The following is a 13,831-nucleotide window of genomic DNA, read 5'->3' on the forward strand; positions in this document are numbered from 1 at the left end:
GTCATGGCAACCCCATCAGGGCTCACCCGGCGACAACTTTTGTCGCTGGTGCCCATGACCGCGCTCGCCGGCTCCTTAGTTTCTTGCGCACGCTCGGCTACCGCGCCGAGTGTGCGCTCGATGCTGAACCAGGAGCAATTCGTTATTGCCCATCGCGGCTCGGGAGATAACTGGACCGAACATACGCTGCACTCCTACCGGCAGGCCGCCGCGCACGGGGCCGCCGCGGTGGAACTGTCGGTGCACCGCACTAGCGATGGGATCTTTGTCTGCCATCATGACGCGAATCTAGAGCGGTTAACCGGTGAAGACCGGCTGATCGCGCAGACTTCCTTTGCTGAGCTCCAAGGGGTGCGAAACGATGCCCGCCAGTGGCTTGGCCCGGCCACGCCGGTGCGGCCTATTCCGCGGCTCGAGTCCGTCATGGAGGAACTGGCAGGCCGTTGCGTGCTGTTTATCGAAGACAAAACCGGGGCCCACGCCGTGCAACTGCTTGAGGAATTAGACAGGTGGCCGCAGGCCAAGGACGCCATCGTGTGGAAGCAGAACAGTACCGCCGCCGGCAGGGAGTTGGCCGCCGAAAGGGGCTACCCAGTTTGGGGATATTTCGCGCCGGACACCATTGAGTTGGCCGGAACGCTGGCCAAGGACTTTGACCTACTCGGTGTTCACGATTCGGCCAGTGACGAGCAGGTCAAAACGCTCGTGGACAGCGGCAAACCGGTGATCTGCTGGGAGATCCACACCCGCTGGCAAAGCGAACACTTCGCAGCCCTAGGGGTGCGCGGGATGATGTGCTCGAATCTGCTGTACGTCGCTCCGGGCAAGACCAGAACTTCCGGACCTCGTAGCGACGACTTCGCCTCGGGCCGACGTGCGGCCGGCGACCTGCCCGATGCGTTGTCCTGGTCCGCCCAGCCGGTATTCCGACGGGAACTTGGTGCCGTGGAGCTTCCTGCGGCGCGGAAAAACAGCTACACGCTCGGCTCGCTTCACGTAGCTTCCGAGAGCTTAGGATCCATTAGGTGCCAGCTACGCTGGCCGACATTATCCGGAGGAAACCCCGTGGCCGGGGTGGCTTTCGCCGTGCCGACCGATAAGCCTTACCGTGCCTTCGAAGATAGCCAGCGTACCGGATATCATCTACAGCTCTCCGCTTCGGGGGAGCTGTCCCTGTGGTGTTGCACGGGCTCGGGCATGCGCCGGCTCTTCGGCGCTCAGGGCGCGCCCTTATCGGCAGGTCAGTGGGTGGAGTTGGAGGTACAGGGCAGCGAGGAAGGGTTGGTGCTCCGCCGAGATGGCGAGCAGATCGGCTCGGTAGCAATGCGCGAGCCTTTGGCCACGGATTATGTGTCGCTACTGTCGCTGATACCTGAAGGGGTCCCGGTGCAGTTTCGCAAGGTGCGTATTCATCCGAAGGCGAGCTAGCTCCAATCCATGGAGAGGAGGAGCCAGAAATGGGACAGTAATCTCCGGGCTGGAGTTGGCTCCCAACGGGACGATTCTCCGGCGTACGGTTGCCGAGTCCGACAAATAGTCTCGTTGCTACGGATGCCGGGGCGCGGTCACAGAGGTGGCTCCTCCGACGACGGGCCGCGAACCGTCAGTCGCCGGCGCTACCGTCGATCAATTCACGCAAAATGTCTGCGTGGCCTGCGTGCCGGCCCGTCTCTAGGATCACGTGCAGGTACACCCACCGCAACGTCATTTCGCTGCCCGGCGGTGCGTAGTCGAGGCTGTGTTGGGCGGCGATCTCGCGGGAGCGAGCGCACGCCGCCTGGTAGTCGCCGATGACCTCCTCGAGCTTTTCGTTCGGGTCCAGATGCAGGTCGGCCTCCGGATCGTCCTCGGTCCACGGCGGGGTGGGCAATTCGGCGGCGGGGATCTGACCGATCTGTTGGGCGAACGCGCCCAGTTCCACCCATCGCAGGTGTTTGATCAGGCCTCCGAGGTTCGTGCCGGTCGGCACCGGGCTACGCCGGGCGTCCTCCTCGGACACTCCGCGAGCCTTGCGTACGACGGCGTCGCGCAGGTAGTCCAGGAACGTATCAAGCTGCTCGCGCTCGCTGGCGCCGACCACGGTGCCGAGGATCTCACTGGGTCTACTCATGAGCCAAAGGTAGCACGCGGTCCGGCCCACGTACTAGGCGCTATTGGGGCTTTTCGCAGTCGCAGTTGAGCACGTAATCCAGGCGGGACCTCGATGGCCTAGTCAAGGTCGAGGACCCCCGAAGATGAGGCACACTAGGACCTCCATCTGGTGCGCTCGACGTGTCTGACGCTACCTTCGCCGGCCCCGACCCGACAGTTTGTGCTCGTCTTGATCACCTCGGGCTAGAGCTGAATGAGCAGCGGTTGGAATGCAATCGGGCGATTCCCGGGCACCGGATGATCGAGCCCGACCGATACTTCGACTGGCACGGCTCGTCCGACGCACCCACAGACGCGATCGGCGGCCGTCTCGAGCCACTGCGCGGATCAGCTCTCTTCCATCGCAAGCTGACGAACTGCATTGCCAGATCACTATTCGCCACAGGCGGCTTCTGACTTCAGCTTCACCCTTTAGCGTAAGGAGCCAGCATGACCGACAAAGGAAATGCTATCAACGTAATTCTATGTGGTGTATACGTATTCAACGGTCATCTCCGATCCTGTTCGGTCCTAGTAGCGGGCGTTCCTTTTGGACGTTTCGTAATGACCGATGTAGGACTCGGAGATCAAATCTGGATCATTTGATTCTAGGCGTCATGTAATTCTCCGGGTTCTCGGGAAACCGGCCCTGCGGAAGCAGTTTAGTGATTGCTTGCTATAAATAACCACCACCGCGAGGCATAGATGGTTGTATCTGCAGCCGATCGCCATGAGGTGCGGAAGGCGTGAGGATTTTGCGTTGAGGCTGATGACCTTCTGAAACTGTGGGATGCCGTTGTTCCTTGGCTGAGTAAAAATTTCGGAGTCCACGAGTCTTCTGAGGGATCTCTTGAAGAAAACCTTGCTCATTCGCGGGATGGGATTTAGCGAATGGTAGAACTTGACTTTGATTAGCGGTAGTCTTGTGGCACTCGCCACAGTTGGACGTTTTTGGGGAAACGTTCTAATAACTCCGTGTTGCTGGGGCGCCATGGAGGAAAGATGAATAGCACGACGATATTGGGGGATATCTCCGGGCACTTTTCGGCTCGAACCGATACAGAACAGCGCTGGGACAGTGCGCTGAGCCAAACAGCTACCCGGAAGATTAATGAAACGATTGGATCCTTTGATCCATCTGCGCCAGGCAGGGGCTATGTGCTCGTCACTGGCACAGGTTCGCGTTACCGAGCCTTGGCTCACGATGCCATTGCGCGCCTTGTGGGAGACCGACCGCTACTTCGCATTACCTGCAGTCGCTTCTCCCAGCATATTGATCTCGGGGCCATACTCTTTTTGCTGGCTACCGCGCCGATTGACGAGCACGCCAGTGACGCCGAAGTCATGCACGTGCTCCGCCAAAAGCTCCAACACTATGGAAACGAACGCGTTCCGGTGCTAATCGAGAATGCTAGAGCACTCGACCCACGAAGCAGCCGACTGCTGACCACGCTGGCTCAAACCGGGCACCTCTTGCTGATCCTTTTCGTGGATCGGCGCGATGGCTTAGATCCTGCTGTGGATAATCTGTTACGCCACGGCGAACTACGCGTGGTCAATATGCCGCTACTGAACCGATCCGAACTGGAACAGTATCTCGCTGAACGACTGGAAGGTCAGCGAACGCCGGAGGTGGGTGCCCACTACTGGGCAATGAGTAGGGGAGATCTCGATGTTCTCGACAGCGCGTTGCGGGCCGATATCCGCGCGCGACATCTCATCGAACAGTATGGATACTGGGGGCTGACGACCCCGGTTCTCTGCCCGCAAACGTCCGAACTCGACCTATCGGCCCTTTCCGCTGCCGAAAAGGGCCTGTTCCAACGTGTTGTGCGACAAGGTGGAATCTATCTCAGCGAGCTGCTGCATACGCCCGGCGACCTTGAAGCGCTGGACGGACTACTGGCATTGGATCTTGTACGCCGTAAGGGGCCGGGCCGTATCGTGCCCGCTGGCTCAGTGATCAAAGCGAGCTTGGCTGGCGAAGTCGAGTTGGCAGTCAAACAGATTTCCGCCGCCTGTTACGAAGTTGCGTATGATCGGCTCACAAATCTTCAGCCTCAGTTAGCCGAAGCAACGGCAGAGATCCGCCTGGTGGCAGACTTGGCTCGTCGTTCTGCCGCAGCTGGACTGACTCGGTGGGATGAAGTCGCGTCCCACGAGGTGGCCGTACCAAACGAGCTCAGCGATATTCAGCGCTCGAAATGGCGTGAGCAGGCTCAAATCCTTGGCTGGTATGCCGCTATACGCCAAGGTCACCTGCCCCCGGTCGGTGTTCGAGCGGAAGCGATCGATGCCCCGAGCGCTGCGCTGGAAGCAACGCCCTGGAGCGATGAAGCTCATCGACTTATCGCGTTGCTCTGTGTTGCATACCGATGGGCTCAGGAAGGATACGAAACTAAGGCTGGAAAACTTCTCTCCTTCGCCGTTAGGGATATCCAGCGATTGTCCGAACGCCGTCACGATAGCCGGTTCCGCCTCTTGTTCTCGCCCATGGTTTTTCTGGCCGAAGCAGTTGCGGCCCGGACCTACGACTGGGCGACTGCACAGCGCGTCGATAACTTTGCACTCCGATCGCCACAGGCCGATGCGGCTGCCGAATCATTTGTCACCTACTTCGCCTGCATCAGAGCCTTGCGTTTGGGACGGCTTGAATGTGCCCAACAGCTCGCGCGCATGTTGGCGGTGCAGGAAGCGATCAACCGCAAGGAAATGATCCCGCTGATGACCCGTTGCCTGCAACTGGCAGCCGAACCTCCCGAGACTCGGCTAACAACGGCAAGTATCGCTGAACTATTGCAACTGGCGCGACCAACGGAACTTACACTCAATAGCTGGTCCGTTGCTCAACTAGCAGCCGTGGTACTGAGTTATCGCAGGCATCCGGAGCACGTACAGATCCTCGAAGATCTATCCCACCGGGCCGTCGCGGCCGGATTCGGGTTCTGCGCCGCCGAGTCACTCGGAGTTCTCCTCGCCTTGGGACAGGAGGTGTCCGTTGAAGAATTCGAGGCATTGCCATCCAGTGAAGAAAGTTCGTTGGTACGTCTTCTCAGAGATCTAGCGGTCGCGGAAAGCACAGGCGACACTGCTGCCGGATTCGCTCTGCGCACCAAACTGGCGAGCCGTGGCCAGCGGTATCAGGTCGAGTTCTTGCTCCACGCTCAGGCCCACCCGGACGTCGCCACACGACGCCGGGTCCACCAGATCATGGGGGAACAAACCGAACGGCTACGACACTTCTTACCTGTTGCCGCCGGAGTGGATCCTTCGGCACCACGTGCTGTGGCTTCCGAGAAGCAATGGAGCAAGGTGCTCACCCCACGTGAGTTGGCGATCGCCGAGCTTGCCGCAAACGGTCTACGCAATGCTCAGATCGCCCAGTCCTGCAACATCTCGGTGCGTACGGTCGAAGGACACCTCTACCAAATTCATACCAAGCTCAACATCCGCAATCGGCGCGAGTTACGCAACCTATTGTTGCCTGCTCGGGCACAGGAGCCCTGAGTCCCATGGAGTCCGACCATACCCAGCACGCCGGACATCACGTACAGGCGGCCCTCAAGTTACTGAGCTCGTCGGAGCTTCACGCCATCGGGGTGGTCTGCCCATTTGGTGCCGGCCCCGGTCAGTTTGCCGATGCGCTGCACGGCGCCTATAACGCCGCGGGCGGAAACAACCGGGCAGTCCGCCTACGGTGTCAGCCCGAGGCCCGGACCGAGCCTTTCGGTGCCTTTAAGCATCTGATTGATCAGGAGCCCACTGCACCGGATTTTGCCTCGGCCCTGCGTCAGATCGGCAGTTATGTTGCAGGACTCGTGCAGTCCAATCAGCAACGTGTGCTTGTGCTGATCGAAGACGGGGAATATCTGGATGCCGAATCGGCGTACGTGCTTACTCAACTGACACAGGGAGGCGACGTGGACCTAGCGCTATGCGCCTCACATGCGATCAACATGTTAGAGAACCTTGAACCACTCAGCGCCTTAGGCAATTTGCCAACACTTGCGCTTGGTGCACTAAGCCTTGCAGAGATCGAAGCCGAGCTGTCCGCAGCCTTTGGGCACAGACCCACCCCGGGGACCATCCATGCCGTCTATCGGGCCACCGGCGGCCTCCTTGAATTGGTCGAACTAGTAATTGAACTCGTTCGCGTCCACGAGCTACACCATGTCGCCGCGGGCCGACTCCTCTTGGGGCTTGAAGAGCTCTGGGACGATGCTCAGATGTATCGAAGAGTATGGGAAATCCTGCGCGGGCTCTCCGCCGAGGCTCTTGATACGGTCGTGGCTCTCGCACTCTCGGGGGGAGTGCCGGGTGTAAAGCTGACACATCTGGTGCCAGATGCCCTGACACTGGAAGGGCTTAACGGTCTGCTCACGCAGCATGCCGATGGAATTGTTGAACTCAGCTCACAGTGGGTGATTGGAGCCGTCCGGAGGCTGGTGCCCCCTTCCCACTCGCGCCGGTTATATGTCGCATGGAATGAGCAGCTGCAATTCGAAAGCTCGGGGCGCTGGCAACCCGTTTGGTGGGCTCTTTCGGTGGGTGAGACACCCGAAATCCAGCGTGTCGCTGATGCTGCCGCGCTGGCGAATAATGAGGGTGATTACCAGGGGGCACGCGGGCTCACGGAGCGAAGCGTCGGCGAACGGCAAGATTTCTATTGCGAACTCGAACGACTCGTAGCGCTCGCCGGACTCAGACGGCATGTCGAGGCCTTCCACGGACTCGAACTCTTAGCCGACCAACCACTGGATGACGAACAACTCGACGCACTGTGCGAGCGGTGGATCTCCTTGCTCACGGTCGGTACCGCCACGGCCGGACCACGTAAGCGTGCACTGGAGAACCTGAACAGAATCGCCGGACACGACCGTGAGCGTGGCGGGACAGCAATGAACCTGCGCATCGAACTGCTCGTGACGCTGACAGAGGAGCTCAACCCGCACGCACGAGCGCACGCCCTGACCCAGATTCTCGAGGCGAACCCGTCGCGCGACGTCCTAGCACTTGCCGCGGTGGCGGGTTTGGAGATGATGCTCTTGCCGGTCTTCCACCAGGCAATTCGGGGCTTGGAAGCTCGACTGGGCGAGATTACGAACCTCGCGGTTCGTCAACGCCTGGCCGCGGTGCTATTTATTCGCGAAACAATGCAAGGATCCTGCCATGACACCAGCGAAGAAACCCGCTCTCGATATCTGGAAGGAGCCAACGACCTCGGACGCATGGCCGCCGGCCTACAGGGGCTCGAACGCGCACGAGCTCTCGAACACGAGGGAGACTTTCTTGGCACGGTTGATGGACTGGCGGCAGCCGCGCTAGACGCACTGGCCGCGGATGCCTATCAGCTGGCCTGTATCTGCGTGACCAGCGCCTTCCTTCGGCAGCCGCATTTGCGAGGCCGCCATGACTGGCGGGACTTAGCCTTAAGAGTCGAAGACATTCTCGATACTGAGCCGCTGATCTACCGTGAGTACGCGCGGCTCGGTGAGCTAGCCATCTACCGTAAACAATCGGCAGACCTGAGAGAGCAACTCGAGCGTCTTCGGGCGCAGGCTCTGCCGATTATGGCCGTTGTGGGGCATTGGAGCGTGTACTGCAATTTTGAGACCCTGTCAGCGGAAGAAATGGCCAGCGAAATCGGGGCCTTAGCAAAGGTTGAGCCTGCGGTGGGTGAAGGGGTACCTGGCGTCATGGCCACGATCATGTTCGCTGCCCAGAAAGGTGGTCCGGACGCGGTGGCTAAGCTCAAAGAGCAGGTTCACGGGCAGATGGCGGGCCTTGCAGTGGTGGCATGTACCGCGATACTGATCTCGAAGGACGCCACTGAGGGTGATCGCGTCTGGGCGCGGCGATGGCTTTACACAAGGTCTTCGTGGAAAAATGCGCCAGTCTTTGTCGCTCGGACGCTCACTGAACACGGCCTATCCGAGCGCGAACTACAGACCGCCTCCCTTGCGGCCAACGGCGAAGGCAACCGACATATAGCGGCCGAGCTCAACCTATCGGTGCGCACCGTGGAAGGACACCTATACCGGGCCTTTGCCAAGCTCGGACTCGGTGAACGTAGCGAACTAGGACAATTCGTTGGCCTACGTTCCGCAGCTTCGGGTAGCAGGAGCGGGCGAAACAAGTAGCAGTAAGTAGTCCACCGATAGCGCATCCTCTTAAAGACAAGTAAATTACGGGTAAACCTCGCGTGAATAGCCGGTTGTTCCTGCCTAAGTTGAGAACAAAGAGGGCGAGACGTATCTGACGAAGAACGGACAAGACTCGCAATCCGGGTCCGTTGCCGAAAGAAATGGCTTGCCACGATGGCTCATTCACTGGGGGAGTGTGGCACATGGTCAGTGGTTTTGGGGAACCACAATCAAGTCCTGTCACGGCGCTGTCGATGCCGTGGACATCGTTGGCGCGGGCGGAGCGGCGAGCCGTCTGGGCGCCCGCCCGCACACGAAGGCGCCGCTGGGTGCGACTCATCTACGTTCTTGATGCACTGGTGATCTGTTCGTGGCTCGTTGGTGCCAGTGGAGCGGCGATCTCAAATGCGAAGGTGGCGCACCTTGCGGCCGTAGCGATGGTGGCCCTGCTGTGGATTGCGGTGCTCTCGCTTAAAGGTGCGCGGCAATCGCAAATTCTTGGGGTCGGGTCTGACGAATATAAACGGGTGCTCGAGGCGAGTTTGCTGACCGCCGGGCTCGTGGCGATCTCGGTACTAGCGATCGGGGAGCCCTTGCGGGCCGAACTTGTTCTGTTAGGCGTGCTCCCGGGGATGGTGACAATCTGTCTCGAGCGTTGGCTCTTGCGCCGTATCCTGCACTTCAGAGCTCGTCGAGGCGCCGTGCTTTCACGCGTTGTCGTGGTGGGTGCGGCGAACGACATCTCCTACCTAGTACGTCAGATTAGAAACAAATCAGCGAGTGTGTACGAGGTGGTGGCTGCCGTGGAAGACACCGGGACCTCATTGCAGCTACCCGGGGTGTTTGTCTCCTACAACTTTGATGATTTGGATTCCCTGATCGAAGCCCACGGGGCGGATGCGGTTATGGTTGCCGGACAGCTGCAAGCAGGGAGTGCTGCGGTGCAAAATCTCGGGTGGGATCTGGAAGCTACGGGTACCGAACTCATACTTGCCTCGTCGCTGACCAACGTGGCCGGTCCGCGCATCAAGCTGCGACCGGTGGAGGGGCTACCGCTAATTCACGTGGATCCTCCGTCGTTTACCGGTACGCGTTGGTGGATCAAGAGACTTATCGATGTGGTGCTTTCCACCGTTGCATTGGTGGTGTTATGTCCGTTGTTGGGAGTCATTGCCGTGGCGGTGTATCTGGACTCTCCAGGCCCCGTGATTTTCGCGCAACGGCGAGTGGGGAAGGCCGGCGAAGGTTTCGTGATGTACAAGTTCCGAACCATGGTCGCTGACGCGGAACAGCGTCTCGACGAGCTCAAGAACTTCAACGAGGGCGCCGGTCCGCTCTTCAAGTTGCATCAAGATCCGCGAGTAACGCGGGTAGGAACGTTCTTACGTAAGTTTTCGCTCGATGAGCTCCCGCAGATCTTCAATGTGTTGCGCGGTGATATGTCGCTCGTTGGACCGCGCCCGCCGCTACGCAATGAAGTGGAGGCCTACGAGTATCGGACCTTCCGACGGCTATTGATTCGTCCAGGCTTAACCGGGCTCTGGCAGGTGAACGGTCGCAGCGACCTTAGCTGGGAGGAGAGTGTGCGACTAGATCTCTACTACGTGGAGAACTGGTCGGTGCTCGGCGATGTCATCATCATGTGGCACACTTTCAAAGCCATGGTGCGACCGGCTGGCGCCTACTGAAGAAGCGGGCCGCCGGGTACACGCACAAATCAAACTATAACAGCACAGTACGGCATTAGTGAAAACTTTCACAAGCGACGCCGTTTTTAAGCGTAATATGCGATTTTTCGGCATGAACACGGGAATTTTGTGGTTAGGCTAAGAACCGAAGCCACAACACAAGTGGCTCAACCACGTTGACCTCTCTCACTGAAAAGGTGCCTCACTCGTGTCTGATAACAAGCCAATCGTTCTTCTGGCCGAACAGCTTTCGCCGGCAACTATCGCCGCGCTGGGACCCGATTTCGAAATCCGTGAATCCAACGGTGCCGACCGAGAGCAACTACTGTCCGCCATTGCCGATGTAGATGCCATTCTGGTGCGCTCGGCCACCCAGGTGGATGCCGAAGCCATTGCAGCCGCTAAAAACCTCAAAGTGATTGCCCGCGCCGGCGTTGGTCTGGACAACGTCGATATCAAGGCAGCCACCCAGGCCGGTGTCATGGTTGTGAACGCGCCGACCTCGAACATCATTTCGGCGGCCGAGCTTACCGTCGGCCACGTGCTCTCACTGGCACGCCGGATCCCGGCCGCCAACGAATCGCTCAAGGGCGGCGCCTGGAAGCGTAGTGCATTTACTGGTGTAGAGCTATACGAAAAGAAGGCCGGCATCATCGGCCTTGGCCGCATTGGTGCCCTTGTCGCTGCCCGACTTCAGGGCTTCGGCATGGATATTATCGCCTATGACCCTTACGTGACTCCGGCACGTGCCGCCCAGCTGGGTGTCACCCTAGTGACTCTTGACGAACTCCTCGAGCAAGCCGACTTTATTTCCATCCACATGCCAAAGACCCCTGAGACTATTGGCATGCTCGGCAAGGACGCTTTCACCAAGATGAAGAAGAGCGCCTTCGTCATCAACGTCGCCCGCGGTGGTCTGGTCGACGAAGATGCACTGTACGAGGCACTGAAGAACGAAGAGATTGCCGGAGCTGGCATCGACGTATTCGTGAAGGAACCGAGCACGGACCTACCGTTCTTCGAATTCGAGAATGTCACCGTAACCCCGCACCTCGGTGCTTCGACTGAAGAAGCACAGGAGAAGGCCGGCGTATCGGTTGCAAAATCTGTACGTTTGGCACTGGCTGGTGAACTCGTTCCCGATGCGGTAAACGTGGCTGGTGGCGTCATCGACGAGAACGTTCGCCCCGGCATCCCGCTCATCGAGAAGCTGGGACGAATCTTCAACGCACTGTCTACCGGCTCGCTTACCAGCATCGACGTAGTCGTTGCCGGCGAAATTGCGGAACTCGACGTCAAGGCACTGGAACTCTCTGCCCTGAAGGGTGCCTTCATGGACGTAGTATCCGACCAGGTTTCCTACGTCAACGCGCCAGTGCTAGCGGAGCAGCGTGGCGTTGCTACTCGACTGGTGACGACTTCTGACTCGCCGGAATACCGTAACCAGCTCACCATCAAGGGCTCCACCAACGAGGGTACCCAGCTGGCAGTTTCAGGCACACTGACCGGTCCTAAGCAGATCGAAAAACTGGTCGGCGTGAACGGGCATGAGATCGAAATTCCGATTACTGACCACATGATTATCGTGCGTTACTCAGATCGACCAGGCGTGGTCGGTAGCCTAGGAAACGTCCTGGGGGAGCAGGGCGTGAATATCGCAGGTATGCAGGTGTCGCGGGACGAGAAGAAGTCCGAGGCACTGGCAGTCATCAGCATCGATAGCGCGCTGCCGCACGGCGTGTTAGACGTTGTGGGTGCCGCGATCGGTGCGAGCTTGGCTCGCGAAGTGAATTTGGCTGAGTAGGTTAGTCTTGATTCGCTTTGTGTCATCGTTGTATGAATATCAATTCATCTACGGCAACCGGTGACACAAAGCGTTCAAGGTTATCCTGACCGGAGGTGTAATGCTGACCAGTTAAGGAGCGTCTAATAAACCCACAGACATCTGCTTCTGACTCACAGAGGCTGCACAGCCAGTAGTAGGTAAAATATTAACCGACCAAGCCAAATTCGAAGAATCCATGCGACATATTCGGAATTAAACATTCGAAAAAATTTCCCGAACGTTCTTCCTTCTGATCAGACGGAAAGATAACATCGAGCAATGTCAAAGCTTTGGACTCTTTGCTCAATGTAAATTCATTGAATCTTTATCTCGATCAAAACCGAGCGTCGTGATGACTGTTGATTCCGATAGATCTACGTGAAATGAACACCAGTAGATAAGGCATTCTGAGCAAATAGCCTTAATGGATTGATGCAAGATGGGCTCGACAGATCTAGCTTCGTCGGACAGAAAGTTATCAGCTGATAGAGGTTCGCAGATCAGAAGCGAATTTTCTTTGCAATTTAACTGCGTAAGGCATTCGAACCTAGGACCACAAGTCCTTAATTTGGTGGAAAACTTCGTAGGGTAAACGGCTTCCGTTGGCCCTACACGTGAAACTATAAGCATCTAGCGCAAGCCCCCACGGGTAATTTACAAAACGATGTCGTAAAATTTTCTTGATACCTTCATCGATGCAGACTCGATCCTTATTGCCTTTTGAGCCGCCCCACTAATACATTAATTGCTGAAGTAACATAGCATTCAACATTTCACTTCGCACGTTAGAGAAGTCATTCCGTGAAGTCGGAAAGAATAAACTGGATCGACACAGAGTCTAGTACAATTCCAATCACTCATGAACGCTCAGCCTACGATGTCCAATTTGAAGTAGACAGGCAAATGGTGTGCCCGGATGGACTAGAACCCAAATATATTGATATCATGGCGGAAAACATGAACACAAAAGCAGTCTCGTCTAATCACGGAGCTCAGCGTATTGGATCTAAGCCAAGAAGAGGGACCTTGTTTCAGCACCTAGCAACGAGGCTCCAAGCTGAAACGGACGACCTGTGCAACGAAAATGGTCAAAGGGATCCAAGTCGTGGAAAAGAACTATAAGCAATGGAAGAATATTCACTACTCTTGGGATGATATAGATCATTTCAAAGAATACGGTGGACTTTTTCCTGGGGTTCATACTGTTACGTTCCAAGATGGCTCACTGTCTGTCGATTTCATATGTAACAAACACGTACTTAGCGCAAGGGGCAGAGTACTTCCAGTGTTTCTAACTGGAGCGATTTCAGATCGTCAGAAAAAGCAGGGGCCTTTCTTTACAGGTCTGGGAATTACAAATGAGCTGGAAATCCCGATGATATCGATTTCTGATCCTAGTGTAGACACAGATGCAGAGCTAAATTTAGCTTGGTACGCGGGCGGGCTATCGAATCGCGTAACCGACAGTATCATTGAGCTCTTAGAGGTCATTTCCGAAACTTTAGAGGCGGAATTGCTATTTATCGGGGGCTCTGGAGGTGGTTTCGCTGCGCTTCAATTGTCTAGAACCTTCAAGGACAATTGTTCTGTCTTCGTATGGAATCCCCAGACCGACATTTACGAGTATTCTGAAAGACACGTTAAACTCTACCTACGTAGTCAGTTCAATTTCGCACATTCGTCGTTGGCCCGCGACGACTGGAAGCAGTTCTGCAAAATACGAACCGGGAAGTGGATCCAGTCGTCCGTTTTAGACGCTGACACACTTCGGGCGCCGCGCAGACTCGTGTATCTACAAAACACGACAGATTGGCACAAAGACAAGCACCTTCTTCCACTGTGGATAAGTTCTTGTAATAAAGAGCTGTCAAATGGTGAAAATTACCTGGACGAGAACCATTTAGTATATGTCCACGATCTGGCAAGTGGACATAACCCCCCTTCGGCTGAGATCATCAAAAGAGTGGTCGACAGCCTTGTCAATCCAGGGGTACAAGTCAACCGAATTGACCTAAATGCAAGCAATACCTAATTATTGAGGTGAA

7 protein-coding genes and 1 pseudogene are annotated in these 13,831 nt (G+C 56.9%); 7 read left to right on the forward strand and 1 reads right to left on the reverse strand.

All coding sequences use genetic code 11. From position 1 onward, the window contains the following. Nucleotides 1-3 precede the first annotated feature (3 nt). Nucleotides 4-1,428 (forward strand): glycerophosphodiester phosphodiesterase, encoded by a 1,425-nt coding sequence (locus tag ACJD00_RS07075; RefSeq protein WP_418909100.1) that lies wholly within the window; start codon nucleotides 4-6, stop codon nucleotides 1,426-1,428. Between the two features lie 175 nt (nucleotides 1,429-1,603). Here the strand turns inward: ACJD00_RS07075 and ACJD00_RS07080 are convergent, their stop codons facing one another. Next, nucleotides 1,604-2,110 (reverse strand): DinB family protein, encoded by a 507-nt coding sequence (locus ACJD00_RS07080; protein ID WP_418909101.1) that lies wholly within the window; start codon nucleotides 2,108-2,110, stop codon nucleotides 1,604-1,606. Between the two features lie 296 nt (nucleotides 2,111-2,406). Here ACJD00_RS07080 and ACJD00_RS07085 point away from each other — a divergent pair. The 6 genes and pseudogenes from ACJD00_RS07085 to ACJD00_RS07110 form a co-directional block, all read left to right on the forward strand. After that, nucleotides 2,407-2,547, forward strand: a pseudogene (locus ACJD00_RS07085) (ISL3 family transposase); the annotation flags it as partial. Nucleotides 2,548-3,132: 585 nt separating this feature from the next. Next, nucleotides 3,133-5,637 carry a helix-turn-helix transcriptional regulator gene (locus tag ACJD00_RS07090; RefSeq protein ID WP_418909102.1) on the forward strand — a complete coding sequence of 835 codons (2,505 nt, stop codon included), beginning with the start codon at nucleotides 3,133-3,135 and terminating at the stop codon, nucleotides 5,635-5,637. A gap of 5 nt (nucleotides 5,638-5,642) precedes the next feature. Next, a complete protein-coding gene (locus ACJD00_RS07095) occupies nucleotides 5,643-8,270 on the forward strand; it encodes a response regulator transcription factor (RefSeq protein ID WP_418909103.1) in 2,628 nt (875 codons plus the stop codon). 332 nt (nucleotides 8,271-8,602) lie between these two features. Beyond that, nucleotides 8,603-9,961: a sugar transferase gene (locus ACJD00_RS07100; protein WP_418909104.1), complete on the forward strand. Its 1,359-nt coding sequence runs from the start codon at nucleotides 8,603-8,605 to the stop codon at nucleotides 9,959-9,961. A 208-nt stretch (nucleotides 9,962-10,169) separates the two neighbouring features. Further along, nucleotides 10,170-11,765: a phosphoglycerate dehydrogenase gene (serA, locus tag ACJD00_RS07105; protein WP_418909105.1), complete on the forward strand. Its 1,596-nt coding sequence runs from the start codon at nucleotides 10,170-10,172 to the stop codon at nucleotides 11,763-11,765. Between the two features lie 1,126 nt (nucleotides 11,766-12,891). Then, nucleotides 12,892-13,818: a hypothetical protein gene (locus ACJD00_RS07110; RefSeq protein WP_418909106.1), complete on the forward strand. Its 927-nt coding sequence runs from the start codon at nucleotides 12,892-12,894 to the stop codon at nucleotides 13,816-13,818. Nucleotides 13,819-13,831: the final 13 nt, after the last annotated feature.

The sequence above is a fragment of the Glutamicibacter endophyticus genome, assembly GCF_048457885.1.
GTDB lineage: Bacteria > Actinomycetota > Actinomycetes > Actinomycetales > Micrococcaceae > Glutamicibacter > Glutamicibacter endophyticus.